The organism is Bradyrhizobium barranii subsp. apii, from assembly GCF_011516635.5.
GTDB lineage: Bacteria > Pseudomonadota > Alphaproteobacteria > Rhizobiales > Xanthobacteraceae > Bradyrhizobium > Bradyrhizobium barranii.
Genome location: NZ_CP096255.1, coordinates 358,346 through 375,685, shown reverse-complemented (window position 1 = coordinate 375,685; position 17,340 = coordinate 358,346). Strand labels below are relative to the sequence as shown.

Here is a 17,340-nt window from a genome sequence, read left to right as displayed (position 1 = left end):
CGCGCCCAGCTCGGGATGCGGGTCAGAAGCTTTGAAGCCGTTGGGTCTAGCCACCCGACGGCTTCGCCGCTTCTGAGGGTCGCGGGAATGGTATCGGTGAGCGCCGTATCGTCAATATGTAGTGGTGAAAAGAATCCTGTGAACCACATATTGACTCCAAACCCTTTCGGAGTCCGATCGCGCCGATTCCCTCGGAGCGCCACTTGAGCGCGGTTCTTGCAAACCTGCGCCAGAATCCCTGGCGTCTCCTGCTCGCGATCAACGCGGCGGTCATCGTCGGCGTATTCGTCCACAAGATCCAGCTGCCGCCTTACGTCCCCTACATCCACCTGCTCGTCGACTACCATTTCGGCTTCATTAAGCGCGCGCTGATCGGCGCCATCGTCGCGCTGTTCACGGACAAGGTGCCGGTTTGGCTGGTGTTCGCGCTCGGCGGAGCGACGTGGCTGGTGACGCTGGGACTGTACGCCAGATTATTCCAGAAAACGTTCGGCTTCGCCGCGAGGACGCTGCCGCTGTTCGTCTTCATCGCGGGCTCGCCGTTCTTTCTGAAGAACTTCATGCACACGCTCGGCCATTTCGACATCTACGGCTGCGCACTGGCGATCATCCTGCTGCTGATGCCGGCTGGCTCCTTGCTGTTCGTCGCAACGGCCGCGCTGTTCTCGATCATCCTCGTGCTGATCCACCACATTCATCTGCTGATGTATGTGCCGACGATCATCACCATCGTCGTGATCCGGCACTACCTCGCGCATGGCGTCACCAGAACGAATGTCGCGTTCGGCTTGGTGGCATTGCTTTGCGTGAGCGCGCTGTTCTTCGCCGCGCAATTCCTGGGAACGATGCCGATCCCGGAAGCGGATTTCGTCGCGTATCTGAAGACCCGGATGGCTGATCCGGCGCGGACCGACCTGCTGCAATTCGCCTACATCTGGTACCAGCCGCTGGCGAAGGAGGTTTCGGATACCTGGCGCCGCCTGCCGCACAACATCCTCGGCGTGCCGGTGTTTGCCCTGCTGATCTGGCTGCACACGCCACTCTGGCGCTATTTTGCAAGCCTGATCGGCGCACTCGCGAACGACATGCACCGGCGCCTCGTCATCGCGGCGCTGATCGGCATCAGCCTTGCCTATCTCGTGATGTTCGCGATGGTGTTCGACTATTCGCGCTGGATCTCGAACTGGGCGGTCTGCATGTTCCTGATCCTGCACGCGGTGAAGATGCTGCCGGCCAAATACAATGCACCGCTGATCGCGTTGGAGGATCGGAAGACAAACATCTTCGGCCTGATCCTCACACTGATCCCGCGCGTCGGAATCGTCCGGCCGTTCTAGTACCTCGCCCGGCGTATCCGCACATAGAGCGCGCCCTCGCCGCCGTGGCCGATATGCGCCTCCTCGAAGCCGACGACGAAGCCGCGGAATTCCGGCAGGCTCAGCCATTCCGGCACCTGGCGGCGGAGCACACCGCTTTCGCCGCCGCTCCGTCCCTTGCCGGTGATGACGAGCACGAAGGTCAGGCCGTCGTGATGGGCGCGGTGCAGGAAGCCGGTCAGGGCCCGGTGGGCGCGTATCTGGGTCATGCCGTGCAGATCGAGCCGCGCCTCGATCTCGCTGCGGCCGCGCGACAATTTTGTGCGCTCGCGCTTGCCCAGCGGTGCCAGCGGCGGCATGGCCGGCTTTGCCACGCGCACGGCCGGCGCGGCAGCGATCGGCCGTGGCGACGGCGCAGATCGCGTGGCTGGCGCTGCCAGTGAAGGCTCGGTGCGCGGCGGGGCGTGTGTCTTTGCCACGCGATGCTTCCGCAGCGGCTTGACCTGTTTTGCGACCGCATCCCACAGCGCGCGCTCCTCCTCGCTCAGCGCACGGCGGCGCGGCGAGGGACGAGGCTCCAGCACGGGCGGACGGGACGATCGCTTCATTGCTGCCGATGGGGACGATTCTTGACTGGCCGCCGCGGCTCCTGAACGGGCTCTATCACGGGACGCGGCATCGGCAACGGGACCGGATTGGCAACGGCGACGGTCTCACCCTTACCTTGCGCCACGGCTGCGGCCGGAGCCGCCGGCTTGGTCTGATCCTTGGGCGAATCGGTCTGCGGAAACAGCTTTGCGATCTTCTCCGAGGGACGCGGGTCCGGCACCGGCAACTTCGCGGCGCGTACTGCGGGATCGAGGCCCTTCGGTACCAACATGACGAAGTGCATGGGATGGCGCAGCCGTCCCGAGACACGGCCGGCGTCCGCGCCGGCGCCGAAATAGAGATCGGCGCGCGCGGGGCCGATGATGGCCGAGCCGGTGTCCTGCGCGATCATCAGCCGGTGGAACGGCGTCTTGGAGCGTTCGGAATCGATCGGCAGCTCGCCCTCGATGAAGAACGGCGTGCCGTAGACGTGCAGCGCCTTATCGACCGCGATCGAACGGCCGGCGGTCAGCGGAATGCCCTGCGCACCCACCGCTTCTTCCTTGTCGGACAGATTGACCTCGCGGAAGAAGATGTAGGAGCGGTTCTGGCGGCGTAGATCCTTGGCGCCATCGGGGTTCTGCGCCATCCACTCCCTGATCTTCTGCATCGACATCTCCTCCTTCGGAATGATGCCGCGCTCGATCAGGACACGGCCGACGGCCGTGTAGGGATAGCCGTTATAGGCGTCGTAATTCAGCCGGACCGTGCCGCCGTCGTCGAACTTGATCCGCGCCGAGCCCTGGATCTGGGCGAACAGCAGATCGGTCGGGTCCTTCAGCCAGGCGATCTCCAGCCCGCGGCCGGCGATCTTGCCGTCCTCGATCTCGCCGCGATCGTAATAGGGCACCAGCTTGCGGCGGCCGATCTTGCGGTAGACCGGGCCCTTGTTGGGCAGGCTGACCGAGTCCTGCTTGTAGCCGCGCACGAACAGGTTCGACGGGCGACGATAGACCGGCACGTTGAAGATTTCGGTCTGCGTCCGCGATCCCTCCAGCACCGGTTCGTAATAGCCGGTGACGAAACCGTCGGGCTCGCCGAGGCGCGAGATCCGCAGCGGTGCAAAATTCTCCTCGAAGAAGGTCCTGGCTTTGCCGTCGTCGGTGAGCTCGAGCGACTTGGCGGCCCTGCAGGGCTCGCTCAGCGAGCCGCCAAGCGCCTTCGGTTCGGCCGCACCGGTCTGCGCGTTGATCGTCCGGCAGCTCGCGCGGAACGTCTTGTAGGCGGCGAGATGGTCGTCGTCGCTCCAGCCTTTCACGTCCGTCCAGGTCAGCGGCAGATATTGCGCACCGGGGATTTCGAACGGCAAAGGGAGCTGCGGATAGGGCAAGGCGCGCGGCGGGGCGGCGGCAAGTGCCGGGAGATGATGGTGATGGCTGCGATAGTGACGCCGCGCCGCCTCGGCGCCGAGCGAAAACGACGACAGCACGACGGCACCTGCGCAAAGCGCCGTCGCGCTGTTCTTCAGGAAATTCTTAATTCGCGCTTCCGGTGCCAACCAGCTTCCAGTTTGGATCGCGAGAGGTGATATCGCGGGCGAAGGTCCAGATGTCGGTGATGTCGGCGACCGTGTCCGCACTACCGTCGACGATATTGCCGCTCTTGTCGCGGGTGGCCGAGATCATCTGCGAGACGAATCGTATGGTGAGCTGAGCCGTGCGGTCGCGCAACTCGGCGCCGACGAGTTCGGCCTTGTCGATCGAGACGAAACGCGTCTCGGTCTTCTGCTCATACTTCTCGCGTTCCTTGATGGCGGCGTCGAAGCTGTCATAGACCTCCGACGACAGCAGGTCGCGCAACGCGCGGCGGTCGCCATTGGCAAAGGCCAGCACGATCATCTCATAAGCGCCGCGGGCGCCCGAGATGAAATGGCGCGGATCGAAGGTGGAATCCTTGTCGACGATGGCGTCGAGACCCTGGGCGAGCGCGGTGCCCGGCTCGGTCAGGCCCTTCCAGCGATCGGACGGCGGGGCCGGCTCGGCGGTCGGCGCCAGCGGGGCCTGATCGATCACCTTGCCCGGCATGGTCACGACGTTCTTGTCCTGGGCACCCCCCAGCGCATTGCGGGCGGCGGTGCGGTCGAACGGCGGCCGCTCGTTACCCGTCCGCTGTCCCAGCACGCTGCGCAGCCTCAGAAAGATGAAGACCGCCAGCGCCAGGAAGATGATGGTGTAGATGTCCACGTCGTATTCGCTTTCTGGTCTTCGCTGAAAGGGGCCGTCTCGGGTCGTCGCCGGGAAAATCAATCCGGCCAGTAGACCGTTCCATACGGGAACGGCAAGTCTACATCACCATTTTAGGTCCGCGCGTCTGGTCCTCGGGATGTAGGCACGAAATCTTGCCCGGCCAATGGCGCCTTTTGGCACAGCGCCGAGTGTAGCGCGTTTTATGCTTAAGGGGAAACCCGATCCTGCCCGGAAATCGCGCATCTTCAATCGTTTAACGCGCGATTTCGTCAGGAGGGCCGGGTGAACGTCACAATTGCGGGGGCGGCGCGGAAACCCGATCCGGGACCGTTCGTCCTTGTGGAACGAGGCGGCCCTATGTTAGCCAACCGCCGCGAAATTCAGCCCAAATCGGGTAAGGAGAGACTCTCATGACCAACGGCAACGGCACCCCTCCCGAGGCGGCCCAGCTCAACGTTCTGGCGCAGTATATCAAGGACCTTTCGTTCGAGAATCCGAACGCGCCGACCTCGCTCCAGCAGCAGGGCCAGCCGCCCCAGATCAACATCCAGATCAATGTCAGCGCCATCAATCTCAGCGAAACCGAGTTCGAGGTGACGCTGTCGGTCGAGGGCAAGGCCGAGACCGCCGGTAAGATCATGTTCTCGTTCGAGCTCGCCTATGCCGGCGTGTTCCGCATCACCAACGTGCCGAAGGAGAATTTGCATCCGCTGGTCATGATCGAATGCCCGCGTCTGCTGTTCCCGTTCGCCCGCGAGATCATCGCGACCGCCGTGCGCGACGGCGGGTTCCCGCCCCTGATGCTGGATCCGGTCGACTTCGTCGGTCTCTATCGTCAGAACATGGAGCGGCAAATGGCCGCTCAGCAGACGAGCGGTCAGGCCTAAACAGCCGGAGGGGCGGCTGGAGCGGGCAGGAACTCGTTCCAGATCGCCTTGTCGCCGAGCGTTGCGATGAAGGCCCGATGGGCCTCGCGCTCGGCATCGGAAATCCGCGGCGCGAGCGGCACGGTCCGCTGCCGCCGCGGCATATCGCCAGCCGCATTGGCGCGAATGTCCTCGCCTTCCGAAGCGAGGAGCAATTGCGATTGCCGCGCCCCGACCAGATCGACATAAACTTCGGCCAAGAGTTCGGCGTCGAGCAGCGCGCCGTGCTTGGTGCGGTGTGAATTGTCGATCGAATAGCGCGAGCAGAGATCGTCGAGCCGGTTCGACACGCCCGGATGCTTGCGCCGCGCCAACAGCAGCGTATCGACCAGCCGCTCGCGCGGGATCGCGACGCGTTTGACCTTGTCGAGCTCGGCGTTGATGAAGCCGATGTCGAACGAAGCGTTGTGGATCACCAGCGGCGCATCGCCGATGAACTCCAGAAACGCATCGACGACCTCGTGGAACAGCGGCTTGGTCGACAGGAACTCGGCCGACAGCCCGTGCACCGCAAAGGCTTCCGCCGGCATGTCCCGTTCGGGATTGATATAGACGTGATACGTCTGGCCCGTCGGCATGCGGTTGAAAATCTCGACGCAGCCGATTTCGACCAGGCGATCGCCGCGGAGCGGATCGAGGCCAGTGGTTTCGGTGTCGAGAACGATTTCACGCATGATCAAGAGGCCGTGTGAGGCAGCGAATCAGGCTCGCCGCCGCGGCATCTTAACGACCTCGGCCAGAATGTGCGTGATTTGGGCGCGCACGGGTTCAAGTCCGTGTGACGTATCCACTACGAAATCGGCCCGCTTGCGCTTCTCGGCATCCGGCGTCTGCTTGGCGATGATCGCATCGAGCTTGGCCTCGTCCATCGTGCCGCGCTCCAGCACACGCTTGCGCTGGAGTTCCGGCGAGGTCGACACCACGACGACCGCGTCGACCCGCTTCTCGCCGCCGGTTTCGAACAGCAGCGGGATATCCAGGACCACGACGGGCGCCTTGGCTGCTTCCGCATCGGCGAAGAATTTTTGCCGGGAGGCGCCGAGCATCGGATGAACGATCTGTTCGAGCTGCTTGATCGCGGCCGGATCATGCACGACGCGCGCGGACAGTTTTGGGCGGTCGACCTTGCCGTTCGCGGTGGTGCCGGGAAAGGCGGCTTCGATCGCCGGCGCGGCCTGGCCCTCGTAGAGCTGGTGGACGGCGGCATCGGCGTCATAGACGGGAACGCCAGCCTCCGCGAACAATTTCGCGGTGGTGGATTTTCCCATCCCGATCGAGCCGGTCAGTCCAAGGATCCGCATCAGCAGGCAGCCGTTTCTGTCGTTCACACTGCAACTAGCCGTTCGCGCCGCAGGAACGCAAGCAACGGCAGCAGCGGCAGCCCGAGAATGGTGAAATGGTCACCTTCGATGCGCTCGAACAGATGGCTGCCGAGGCCTTCGAGCTGATAGGCGCCGACGCTGGTCGTCACCGCATCGCCGGCAGCGTCGAGATAGGCTGAAAGCTCCGTCTCGGTCATCGGCCGCATGGTCATGCGGGCCACCGAAACATCCTCGAAAACGATCTTGCCATCTCGCGCCACGGCCACCGCGGAGTTCAGCGCGTGGCTTTTGCCGGCGAGGTCGAGCAATTGCGTCATCGCCTGTGCGCGGCCTGCGGGCTTGTTGAAGAGACGCTCGCCGAGAGCGAGGGTCTGGTCGGCACCGATCACATAGCTCCCCGGATGACTGGCCGAGACCGCCTTGGCCTTCTCACGCGCCAGCAGCAGGGCGATGTCATGCGGGCCTGAAAGTTTCGAGGCGGTCTGAATGCCGCGCTCGTCGATATCGGCCGCAATCGCCTTGAACTCCAGTCCGGCACTGGCCAGCAGCATCTTTCGCGCGCTGCTCTGCGAGGCCAGTATCAACGGAGTTTCGCCGCGCCAGAGAGACATCGCCGAAACTATCCCGTGGGCCGGTTGCGCTGGCGATCACTGTAGAGCTTCATGATCGCCGCGGCGGTTTCCTCGATCGATCGCCGCGTGACGTCGAGCAGCGGCCAGTCGTGTTTGGCACTCAGCTTGCGCGCGAACGCGACCTCGTCGGCGACCGCCTGCCTGTCGGTATAGGTGTCGCCGCTGGTATCGGCACCCATCGAGAGCAGGCGGTTCTGGCGCACCTGGATCAGGCGTTCCGGCGTCGCATGCAGGCTCACCACCAGCGGCCGCGTCAGGGTCTCCAATTGTGCCGGCACCGGAATGCCCGGAACCAATGGCACGTTGGCGGTGCGGATGCCGCGATTGGCCAGATAGATCGACGTCGGTGTCTTGGAGGTGCGTGAGACGCCGACGAGCACCACGTCGGCATCATCGAGGCCTTCGACATGCTGGCCGTCGTCGTGGATCATCGTGTAGTTCAGCGCGTCGATGCGCTTGAAATATTCCGCATTGAGGACGTGCTGGGCGCCGACGCGGCCCGTGGTCGCGGCGCCGAGATAGGCTTCGAACAACTGCATCACCGGCCCGATGATCGACAGGCTCGGAACGTTGATCTGCTTGCACTTGTCCTCGAGCCGGGAGACCAGATCCTTCTCCAGCAGCGTGAACAGCACGATCCCCGGCGCCTCCTCGATCTCGTCGAGCACGCGATCGAGCTGCTTCTGGCTGCGCACCAGAGGATAGACATGCTCGACCGGGGTGACGTTGGCGTACTGCGCCGCGACGGCGCGCGCGACGGTGATCAGCGTCTCTCCGGTGGAGTCGGAGACCAGGTGGAGATGGAAATAATTGTTCGAGGTCGGCACAAAAGCCCTTTGTATGGAGGCGGTGTGGTTTGTGGATTTCTGTGGACCTTAACCCCTCGGAAAGGGTTGCGCGACACCAGGGGCGGGACAAGTGCCAATTTTCTTCACACCACTGCCCATCGGAACAAGTCCGGCGACCTGTTGAGAGGAAAACGGGATTGCGCGGACAACCCCCTTGATAAGCTGCCGACAGAAACGCGCAAGCCTTTGAAGCTGGCGGACTTATCGAAGGCCGCCGGAAGCATCAGGGATATGTTGATGGATGTGAACAAGCGCACGTGAACGTGCGGACGGAATTGTGTGAGTCCTATTCACGGTCACATAGACTCAAACCTTAAGAATCTAAGATTCTAGATTAGAGGAAGGCGCTACGGACGGATAAGTGTGTAGGGTGAGACCTTAACGAGTTCTTACTATCCCCAGCGTTCCCTGCGCTGGACAGAAAGCCGGGCGCAAAAAATGTTCGAAGACGTCTATCTCTGGATCAAGGCGCTGCACGTGATCGCCGTCATCTCCTGGATGGCGGGCATGCTGTATCTGCCGCGGCTGTTCGTTTATCACTCCGAAGCCGAGATCGGCTCGAAGCAGTCGGAAACGTTCAAAGTGATGGAACGCCGGCTGCTCAAGGCAATCATCAACCCCGCCATGATCGTCACATGGCTTGCCGGGCTCTATCTCGCCTGGTCCGGCCACTGGTTCTCTTTCGGCTGGCTGCACGTAAAACTGGCACTGGTCCTGGCGATGTCTGGGGTCCACGGCTTTTTTTCACGCTGGTGCAAGGATTTCGCCGCCGACCGGCGTCCGCGTAGCCAGAAATTCTATCGAATTATCAATGAGTTGCCGACTACTCTGATGATTTTGATCGTCATCATGGTGATCGTGAAGCCGTTCTAGGCAAGGCTTGCGATGAATCGCTCAGCGCTTCGGCTTGCGGAGTGGAAAGCGATTTTCTATATTGGCGACATCCCACCCAACGCAGGCGGATGTGGTTTTGTCTGAGCTTTCCAGAGGCCGGACACCGCATCAGGTTTGAAGCCTCACCGGCGCTCTCCTTGCCAGACCTGCGGACCTTACCTTCTCGCGTCCGCATTTCAGAGCCTCCTCGCACCCCCTCCCAAGGTTACCCCACAGGACCACCCCAATGCGGGAAATTAAACTCCAGGACCTCAAGTCGAAGACGCCGGCCGAGCTTGTCTCGTTCGCGGAAGAGAATGGGGTCGAGAATGCCAGCACCATGCGCAAGCAGGAGCTGCTGTTCGCCATCCTCAAGCAGCTCGCGATTGCTGAAACCGACATCGTTGGCGAGGGCGTCGTCGAGGTGCTCTCCGACGGCTTCGGATTCCTCCGCTCGCCGGACGCCAATTATCTGCCGGGACCGGACGACATCTACGTTTCGCCCTCGCAGATCCGTCGCTTCGGCCTGCGCACCGGCGACACCATCGAAGGCCACATTCGCAGCCCGAAAGAGGGCGAACGCTATTTTGCGCTGCTGAAGGTCAACACGCTCAATTTCGAAGACCCGGAAAAGGCCAAGCACAAGGTCAATTTCGACAACCTCACGCCGCTGTTTCCGAATCAGCGTTTCCGTATGGAAATCGACGACCCGACGCGAAAAGACCTTTCTGCAAGGGTGATTGATATCGTCGCGCCGATCGGAAAGGGCCAGCGCGCGCTGATCGTCGCGCCGCCACGCACGGGTAAAACCGTGCTGATGCAGAACATCGCGCATTCGATCGCGCACAATCACCCCGAATGCTATCTGATCGTGCTGCTGATCGACGAACGTCCGGAAGAAGTCACGGACATGCAGCGCTCGGTGAAGGGCGAGGTCGTTTCGTCGACCTTCGACGAGCCGGCGGTTCGTCACGTCCAGGTCGCCGAGATGGTGATCGAAAAAGCAAAACGTCTGGTCGAGCATGGCCGCGACGTCGTCATCCTGCTCGATTCGATCACGCGCCTGGGCCGCGCCTACAACACCGTGGTGCCGTCATCCGGCAAGGTCTTGACTGGTGGTGTCGACGCCAACGCGCTCCAGCGCCCGAAGCGCTTCTTTGGTGCCGCCCGCAATATCGAGGAGGGCGGCTCGCTGACGATCATTGCAACCGCGCTGGTCGATACTGGCAGCCGCATGGACGAAGTCATCTTCGAAGAGTTCAAGGGCACCGGTAACTCCGAACTGATCCTGGACCGCAAGGTCTCGGACAAGCGCACCTTCCCGGCGATCGACATCTCGCGCTCCGGCACCCGCAAGGAGGAGCTCATCACCGATCCGCAGGTGCTCAAGAAAATGTACGTGCTCCGCCGCATCCTGAATCCGATGGGCACCATGGATGGGATCGACTTCCTGCTCGACAAGCTGCGCTCGACCAAGAGCAATTCCGAGTTCTTCGACTCGATGAACACCTGAGTGCAATGCAGCATGAGATCAGAGGGCGCCTTCGGGCGCCCTTTTGCTTTTGTGCGGCTTTGCTGCGGAAGAAATGCAGCATGGCGACGGGACGAAAGGAAAATCCGGCTCTTCCGGTAGTTATTGATATCTTTACGTAATGCTTGACGCTGGCTGATCATTTGGTGCTTGGGCGAGGCTGCCTCTGCAGCAAAATGCTGTGCCTTATGTTGCATCGCAATATAGCCATTGCTGCGGGCCAGAGCGCAGCAAAAAGGGGGTGTCGGCATCGAGAGAACGAGCCGTTTGCCTTTTCCCCGCCGGCCGGACAAATAGGCCATGCATCCGCGAGACCAGACCATCTTTGCGCTGTCGTCCGGCCGTGCGCCCAGCGCGATCGCCGTGGTGCGGGTCTCGGGCCCGCAGGCCGGCCTGGTCCTGACGAAGCTCGCGGGCAAGCCGCCGGCGCCGAGACAGGCCAGCCGCCGGCTGCTCCGCGACGGCGCGGGCCAGCCAATCGACGACGCGGTCGTGCTCTGGTTTCCTGGGCCGGCCAGCGCGACCGGCGAGGACGTCGCCGAATTTCACGTCCATGGCGGACGCGCGGTGCTGACGGCACTTCTCGCCGCGATTTCGAATAATCCGAATGCACGTGCGGCCGAGCCCGGCGAGTTCACGCGGCGTGCGTTCGAGAACGGCAAGCTCGATCTCACCGAAGCTGAAGGTCTCGACGATCTCATCCACGCCGATACCGATCGCCAGCGCCGCCAGGCGCTGCGCCAGTTGCAGGGCCTGCTCGGCGATCGCGCGCGCGACTGGCGCGAGCGCATCATCGAGGCGTCGGCGCTGATCGAGGCCGGCATCGATTTTTCCGACGAGGGCGATGTGCCGGCCGAGTTGAGGGCGCCGGCGGTGAAAGCGATCAAAGCGCTGCATGACGAAATCGCAGAAGTCCTTGCGGCACAGGGACATTCTGAACGCCTGCGCGACGGCCTGGTGGTCGCGATCGCCGGCGAGCCGAATGTCGGCAAGTCGACGCTGATCAATCAGCTGGCGCGCCGCGAGGTCGCGATCGTCTCGCCCTACGCCGGCACCACGCGCGACGTGATCGAGGTGCAGCTCGATCTCGACGGCTATCCGGTCACGGTGATCGACACGGCTGGCATCCGGGAGACCGACGATCCCGTGGAGCAGGAAGGCGTGCGCCGGGCGCGAGCGCGAGCCGACGCCGCCGACCTCGTGCTGTGGCTGGTGGAGGGTGCCCGCGCCGTCGATCGGGGCGCGATGCAATCGCTGGTGAAGTCCGGCCCCGGGCGTGATCAATCGAGCGGCTCGGTCTGGATCGTCCGCAACAAGATCGATCTGGGCGAGGCGGGGGAGGTCGGGCCGCGCGGCGAGTTCGGGATCTCGGCGAGCCGGGGGGACGGGGTTCCCGACCTGATCGACGCTCTCGTGAAATTCGCCGCCGAGTTTTTCGGGACGACCGAGGGCGCTTTGGTGACCCGGGCCCGCCAGCGAGATCTGTTGCGCCGGGCCTCAGACAGCTTGCGCCGGAGCCTGGAGCTTGTAGAAGACGGCGAAGAGCTTGCCGCCGAAGAGCTGCGCGCTGCGGCCTATGCCTTGGGCCGGCTGTTGGGCCGGGTCGACGTCGAGGACGTCCTCGGGGCCATCTTCCAGAAATTTTGCATCGGAAAGTAGGACTAGTTCTTCATTGTAGAACTAGCGCTTGTTCCAGTCCTTGCGTTTCACGTGAAACGGGGGCTCGTTTCGTCCCCGGATGAAGCGAAGCGCAATCCGGGGACGGCTCCGCAACCGGAACACCTTTCCCGGATTTTGCTGCGCTCCATCCGGGCTACAAGCTTCCTGCTGTTTCACTGAAACAGGTGGTGGGCGGTTCCGGCCTGTTTCACGAAACGCGAGCGGCCCTCATTGCGGCTTCTGGGCCCGCAGACTTGGGCGGGAGATTCGATTTCACTGCTCAAGCGGTCTTGGCCGTGAACGACACTCGGGCCCCAATCCCGTCATTGCGAGGAGCCCTTGCGACGAAGCAATCCAGACTGCCTCCACGGAGGGATTCTGGATTGCTTCGCTCCGCTCGCAATGACGGAGTAGACGGATCACTTGTACCCTCTCTACCCCCGCCCAGAGCCGTGCGGAATCTCGCCAGGAGTTCTCTCCCGGTTAGGCCCATCCTGTTTCACGTGAAACGGCAGTCCGCTCAGTGCCGGCTCTACTGTGCATGGGGTTGTTTTCGCAAAAAATGCGCATCGACTCCGTCACCGCCCGTTCACGTGAAACAACCGCCTCGCCCAGTTTCTACTTCCGGCTTCTCCACCTCTGAGATAGAAGTCCGCCCATGCGAACAGAGCGAGAGAGTTTCGACGTCATCGTGATTGGCGGCGGCCACGCCGGCTGTGAAGCCGCGGCTGCTTCCGCCCGGATGGGTGCGACGACCGCTCTGGTGACGCACCGTTTCTCCACCGTCGGTGCGATGTCCTGCAATCCCGCCATTGGCGGTCTCGGCAAGGGCCATCTGGTCCGCGAGGTCGACGCGCTGGATGGTCTGATGGGCCGGGTCGGCGATGCCGGCGGCATCCAGTTCCGCGTCCTCAATCGCCGCAAGGGACCGGCTGTCCGGGGCCCCCGGGCTCAGGCCGACCGGAAGCTCTATGCTGCAGCCATGCAGGCCGCGATCCGGGACACCGAAGGTCTTTCCGTCATCGAGGGCGAGGCAGACGAGCTGATCGTGGTCGAGGGTCGGGTGACCGGACTACGCTTGGCGGACGGCCGCGAGCTTCGGGCAGGGGCTGTCGTCGTCACCACCGGCACCTTCCTCCGCGGTCTGATCCATCTCGGCGAGAAGAACTGGCCCGCCGGCCGGGTCGGCGAGGCGCCCGCGATGGGTCTTTCCGCCTCCTTTGAGCGGGCAGGCTTCACCCTTGGACGGCTTAAGACCGGGACTCCGCCCCGCCTGGACGGCACCACGATCGACTGGTCAGCGGTCGAGATGCAGCCCGGAGACGAGCCGCCGGAGCCGTTCTCGGTGATGACCGAGCGGATCACGACCCCCCAGATCCAGTGCGGGATCACCCGGACTACGCCCGCGACCCATGAGGTGATCCGCGCCAACGTCCATCGCTCGCCGATGTACTCCGGCCAGATCAAGAGCTCCGGACCGCGCTACTGTCCCTCGATCGAGGACAAGATCGTCCGCTTCGGCGACCGCGACGGCCATCAGATCTTCCTGGAGCCCGAGGGGCTCGACGATAGCACCGTCTATCCCAACGGCATCTCGACCTCGCTGCCGGAGGAAGTCCAGCTCGCGATCCTCGCCAGCATTCCTGGCCTGGAGCAGGTGAAGATGGTCCGTCCGGGCTACGCCATCGAATACGACCACATCGATCCCCGCGAGCTCGATCCGACCCTGCAGACCAAGCGTCTGCGTGGCCTCTTCCTGGCGGGTCAGATCAACGGCACCACCGGATACGAAGAAGCTGCCGGGCAGGGTATCGTGGCCGGCCTGAACGCGGCTTTGGCCGCGAGCGGCGCCATCCTGACCGTGTTCGACCGTGCCGATGGCTATCTCGGCGTGATGATCGACGACCTCGTCACCCGCGGGATCAGCGAACCCTACCGGATGTTCACCTCGCGCGCCGAGTACCGGCTGACCCTGCGCGCCGACAATGCCGATCAGCGCCTCACCGAGAAGGGGATTGCGCTCGGATGCGTCGGGAGCGCCCGGACGCAGCATCACCGCGCCAAGATGGACGCCCTGAATGCGTCCAGGGCGCTGTCGAAGTCCCTGAGCATCACCCCGAACGAGGCGATCAAGCACGGCCTGTCCCTGAATCGGGACGGCCAGCGTCGTTCGGCGTTCGAGTTGATGGCCTATCCGGATATCGGCTGGAGCCAGGTCCGGACCATCTGGCCGGAGCTGTCGGCAATCGACCCGGTCATTGCCACCCATCTGGAGATCGACGCGAAGTATGACGTCTATCTCGAGCGCCAGAGCGCCGATGTCGAAGCTTTCAGGCGAGACGAGGGGATGGTGCTGTCGGACGTCGATTACAAGCAGGTCCCCGGTCTTTCCAATGAAGTGCGGGCCAAGCTTGAGAAGGCGCGGCCGTTCACCGTCGGCCAGGCTGGCCGGATCGACGGCATGACGCCGGCGGCGCTCGGCATCCTCGCGGCCTACCTCCGGCGCGAGGCACGGAAGATCTCAAAGGCGATCGCATAGGCGTTTCACGTGAAACAGCGCGGGCCGGGCGGCAGATCGTCATCAGGGAAACCAGCGGCAGGTGAGGGCGCGAGCCGTCGATCCGAGCCGACGCCGATCAAACCGAAGATCGACAAGGCCAGCGCCAACGATCGGTCGCTGGACTCCATCATCGCGGCGGACAAGCTCGCGGCGCTCAAGCTCGCCCCCGTTTCACGTGAAACCGAAGAACGACTCGATCGCTACATCGCGCTGCTCCGCGAGTGGCAGGCCAAGACCAATCTGGTCGCGCCCTCGACCCTGCCGCAGCTCTGGACCCGGCACATCGCCGACTCGCTCCAGCTCGTCGATCTCGCCCCTTCGGCCAAACGCTGGGCCGACCTCGGCAGCGGCGGCGGCTTCCCCGGAATCGTCCTCGCCTGTGCCATGGCCGGGACGCCTGGCGCCAGCGTCCACCTCGTCGAGCGAATCGCCAAGAAGGCGGCCTTTCTGCGCGAAGCAGTTCGCGTCACCGCATCTCCGGGGCTCGTACATCTCGCGGAGATCGGGGATAATGTGGATAGAATCACCGGCCCCGTGGATTGCGTCACCGCGCGTGCGTTGGCTCCGCTACATCAACTCATCGGCTTTGCGGAGCCGCTGATGCGCCAAGGTGCAAAAGCGCTGTTTCCGAAGGGGCAAGATGTAGAGGCTGAATTGACCGAAGCCGCTAAATATTGGAATATTCAGCCGCAGCTTCACCAAAGCCGTACCGGCGACGGTTGGATCGTCGAGCTGACGTCCGTCGAGCGGCGCCGCTGAGGCGTTCAGGGGTCGAGTGGGGAATTTACGATGAGCGTGATTGACGAACCGCAGCAGCAACAGACCGGCGAAGTGCCGCAGGGCCACCCGCGCATCCTGGCGCTGGCGAATCAGAAGGGCGGCGTGGGAAAAACAACCACGGCGATCAATCTTGGCACGGCACTCGCTGCGATCGGCGAGCGCGTCCTGATCGTCGATCTCGATCCGCAGGGCAACGCCTCGACCGGCCTCGGCATCGATCGCCGCAACCGCTCCTGCTCGACCTATGACGTGTTGATCGGCGAATCGAGCTTGCGCGAGGCGGTGGTCTCGACCGCGGTGCCGCGGCTGCACATCGCACCCTCGACCATGGATCTCTCCGGCCTCGAGCTCGAGCTCGGCACCACGCCCGGCCGCGCGTTCAAGCTGCGCGACGCCATCGGCGCGCTCAACAACAACGTCTCGCCGGACGCCGATTACACCTATGTGCTGATCGACTGCCCGCCCTCGCTCAACCTGCTCACGGTGAATGCGATGGCGGCCTCCGATGCGATCCTGGTGCCGCTCCAGTGCGAGTTCTTCGCGCTCGAGGGTCTGTCGCAATTGCTGCAGACGGTGGAGCAGGTGCGCTCGACGCTCAATCCGAACCTGTCGATCCACGGCATCGTGCTGACCATGTTCGACTCGCGTAACAACCTCTCGAACCAGGTCGTCGCCGACGTCCGCCAGTTCATGGGCGAGAAGGTCTACAAGACCATGATCCCGCGCAACGTGCGCATCTCGGAAGCGCCGTCCTACGGCAAGCCGGTCCTGGTCTACGATCTCAAATGCGTCGGCAGCGAAGCTTACTTGCGGCTCGCCACCGAAGTGATCCAGCGCGAGCGCGAGCTGCGCACCACGCATTGACGCTGCCGTAGGGTGGGCAAAGGCGTCTTCGCCGTGCCCACCATCTTCTGCACACAACTGGTGGGCACGCTTCGCTTTGCCCACCCTACGATAATTCAGTTCTGGAGTGTTGCACCGTGAATCCAAGGGAGCTGGCGATGGCCGACGAAGCGCGTTCGCGACTGGGCCGGGGTCTTGCGAGTCTGATCGGTGATGTCGGCGGCGAGGCTCAGCATGTCGATCGTCCGCGCGCGCAGCGCAAGGTGCCGATCGAATTCATCAAGCCCAATCCGCGCAACCCGCGCCGCGCCTTTTCGGAAACGGAGCTCAAGGAGCTCTCTGATTCGATCAAGCAGCACGGCGTGATCCAGCCGATCGTCGTGCGTCCGGTGAAGGGCGCGCAGGATCGCTTCGAGATCATCGCCGGCGAACGGCGCTGGCGCGCATCGCAGATGGCCGGCCTGCACGAAGTGCCGATCGTGCCGGTCGACATCAGCGACAGCGATGCGCTGGAGTTCGCGATCGTCGAGAACGTGCAGCGCGAAGACCTCAACCCGATGGAAGAGGCGCTCGGCTATCACGCGCTCGCCAACGAGTTCAAACGCAGCCAGGACGACATCGCAAAGGTCGTCGGCAAGAGCCGCAGCCACATCGCCAACATGATGCGGCTGACGAAACTGCCGGCCGAAGTGCAGGCCTTGATCACGAGCGGCGAGCTGACCGCCGGCCACGCCCGCGCGCTGATCGGCGTGCCCGATCCGCTCGCATCGGCCAGGCGCATCGTCGCGGAAGGCCTCAACGTCCGCCAGGCCGAAGCCCTCGCGCACGAAGAGGGTGTGCCGGAGCGCAAGCCGCAGAAGGCGCGCAGCACCGGGGGCAAGGAAAAAGACCCCGACACGATCGATCTCGAAAAGCGCGTCAGCGATGCGCTTGGCCTCAAGGTCACGGTCAATCACCGCGACCCCGGCGGCTCCGTCCAGATCAACTATCGTAACCTCGATCAGCTCGACGAGGTGATGAGGCGGCTCGCGAAGGGCGCGCTGTAGACCTAGCCCTCAGTGTCGTCCCCGCGAACGCGGGGACGTCACCGGGTATTTGGCGCGCATCTGTTTCCACATCGTCATTGCGAGAGAAGCGAAGCAATCCAGATTCTTTCCACGGAGGGACTCTGGATTGCTTCGTCGCTTGCGCTCCTCGCAATGACGTGGAGAGAGCG

General features: G+C 63.4%; 16 protein-coding genes. 9 read left to right on the top strand and 7 right to left on the bottom strand.

Annotation, left to right across the window (positions count from 1 at the left end; genetic code table 11):
- Positions 1–203: 203 nt before the first annotated feature.
- On the top strand, positions 204–1,337 hold the full coding sequence (locus HAP41_RS01740; protein ID WP_166062307.1) for a hypothetical protein: 1,134 nt from the start codon (positions 204–206) through the stop codon (positions 1,335–1,337).
- Here HAP41_RS01740 and HAP41_RS01735 read toward each other — a convergent pair.
- The 3 genes from HAP41_RS01735 to HAP41_RS01725 are packed head-to-tail and all read right to left on the bottom strand — an operon-like array spanning position 1,334 to position 4,147.
- Positions 1,334–1,924, bottom strand: a complete 591-nt coding sequence (locus HAP41_RS01735) for a Smr/MutS family protein (RefSeq protein WP_166062349.1) — start codon at positions 1,922–1,924, stop codon at positions 1,334–1,336. The genes HAP41_RS01740 and HAP41_RS01735 overlap by 4 nt on opposite strands.
- Positions 1,921–3,462, bottom strand: coding sequence for a murein transglycosylase A (gene mltA, locus HAP41_RS01730; RefSeq protein WP_166062355.1), 1,542 nt, complete (start codon positions 3,460–3,462; stop codon positions 1,921–1,923). The genes HAP41_RS01735 and mltA overlap by 4 nt, the downstream gene beginning before the upstream one ends.
- A complete protein-coding gene (locus HAP41_RS01725) occupies positions 3,440–4,147 on the bottom strand; it encodes a Tim44/TimA family putative adaptor protein (RefSeq protein WP_063980275.1) in 708 nt (235 codons plus the stop codon). The genes mltA and HAP41_RS01725 overlap by 23 nt, the downstream gene beginning before the upstream one ends.
- Positions 4,148–4,560: 413 nt before the next feature.
- Between HAP41_RS01725 and secB the strand changes: the two genes are divergently transcribed.
- The gene (secB, locus tag HAP41_RS01720) at positions 4,561–5,037 is read left to right on the top strand and encodes a protein-export chaperone SecB (protein ID WP_166062370.1); all 477 of its coding nucleotides are present in this window, start codon (positions 4,561–4,563) and stop codon (positions 5,035–5,037) included.
- Here secB and dnaQ read toward each other — a convergent pair.
- From dnaQ to HAP41_RS01700, 4 genes are read right to left on the bottom strand one after another with little or no spacing between them, the layout of a single operon-like run.
- Complete coding sequence (dnaQ, locus tag HAP41_RS01715; protein WP_166062394.1) at positions 5,034–5,750, bottom strand: DNA polymerase III subunit epsilon; 717 nt, start codon at positions 5,748–5,750, stop codon at positions 5,034–5,036. The genes secB and dnaQ overlap by 4 nt on opposite strands.
- Positions 5,751–5,777: 27 nt before the next feature.
- The gene (gene coaE, locus HAP41_RS01710; RefSeq protein ID WP_166105305.1) at positions 5,778–6,377 is read right to left on the bottom strand and encodes a dephospho-CoA kinase; all 600 of its coding nucleotides are present in this window, start codon (positions 6,375–6,377) and stop codon (positions 5,778–5,780) included.
- A 23-nt stretch (positions 6,378–6,400) separates the two neighbouring features.
- A complete protein-coding gene (locus tag HAP41_RS01705) occupies positions 6,401–7,009 on the bottom strand; it encodes a Maf family protein (protein WP_166062404.1) in 609 nt (202 codons plus the stop codon).
- Positions 7,010–7,017: 8 nt separating this feature from the next.
- Complete coding sequence (locus HAP41_RS01700; protein ID WP_028150170.1) at positions 7,018–7,857, bottom strand: pyruvate, water dikinase regulatory protein; 840 nt, start codon at positions 7,855–7,857, stop codon at positions 7,018–7,020.
- Between the two features lie 459 nt (positions 7,858–8,316).
- Between HAP41_RS01700 and hemJ the strand changes: the two genes are divergently transcribed.
- The 7 genes from hemJ (at position 8,317) to HAP41_RS01665 (ending at position 17,170) form a co-directional block, all read left to right on the top strand.
- The gene (hemJ, locus tag HAP41_RS01695) at positions 8,317–8,751 is read left to right on the top strand and encodes a protoporphyrinogen oxidase HemJ (RefSeq protein ID WP_166062411.1); all 435 of its coding nucleotides are present in this window, start codon (positions 8,317–8,319) and stop codon (positions 8,749–8,751) included.
- Between the two features lie 247 nt (positions 8,752–8,998).
- On the top strand, positions 8,999–10,264 hold the full coding sequence (rho, locus tag HAP41_RS01690) for a transcription termination factor Rho (RefSeq protein ID WP_045004625.1): 1,266 nt from the start codon (positions 8,999–9,001) through the stop codon (positions 10,262–10,264).
- Positions 10,265–10,582: 318 nt separating this feature from the next.
- A complete protein-coding gene (gene mnmE / locus HAP41_RS01685) occupies positions 10,583–11,941 on the top strand; it encodes a tRNA uridine-5-carboxymethylaminomethyl(34) synthesis GTPase MnmE (protein WP_166062456.1) in 1,359 nt (452 codons plus the stop codon).
- A gap of 658 nt (positions 11,942–12,599) precedes the next feature.
- The gene (mnmG, locus tag HAP41_RS01680; protein ID WP_166062479.1) at positions 12,600–14,480 is read left to right on the top strand and encodes a tRNA uridine-5-carboxymethylaminomethyl(34) synthesis enzyme MnmG; all 1,881 of its coding nucleotides are present in this window, start codon (positions 12,600–12,602) and stop codon (positions 14,478–14,480) included.
- A 96-nt stretch (positions 14,481–14,576) separates the two neighbouring features.
- Positions 14,577–15,260, top strand: a complete 684-nt coding sequence (gene rsmG / locus HAP41_RS01675) for a 16S rRNA (guanine(527)-N(7))-methyltransferase RsmG (RefSeq protein WP_414643303.1) — start codon at positions 14,577–14,579, stop codon at positions 15,258–15,260.
- Positions 15,261–15,290: 30 nt separating this feature from the next.
- Positions 15,291–16,145, top strand: coding sequence for a ParA family protein (locus tag HAP41_RS01670; RefSeq protein WP_063980282.1), 855 nt, complete (start codon positions 15,291–15,293; stop codon positions 16,143–16,145).
- 137 nt (positions 16,146–16,282) lie between these two features.
- Complete coding sequence (locus tag HAP41_RS01665) at positions 16,283–17,170, top strand: ParB/RepB/Spo0J family partition protein (protein WP_085403084.1); 888 nt, start codon at positions 16,283–16,285, stop codon at positions 17,168–17,170.
- Positions 17,171–17,340: the final 170 nt, after the last annotated feature.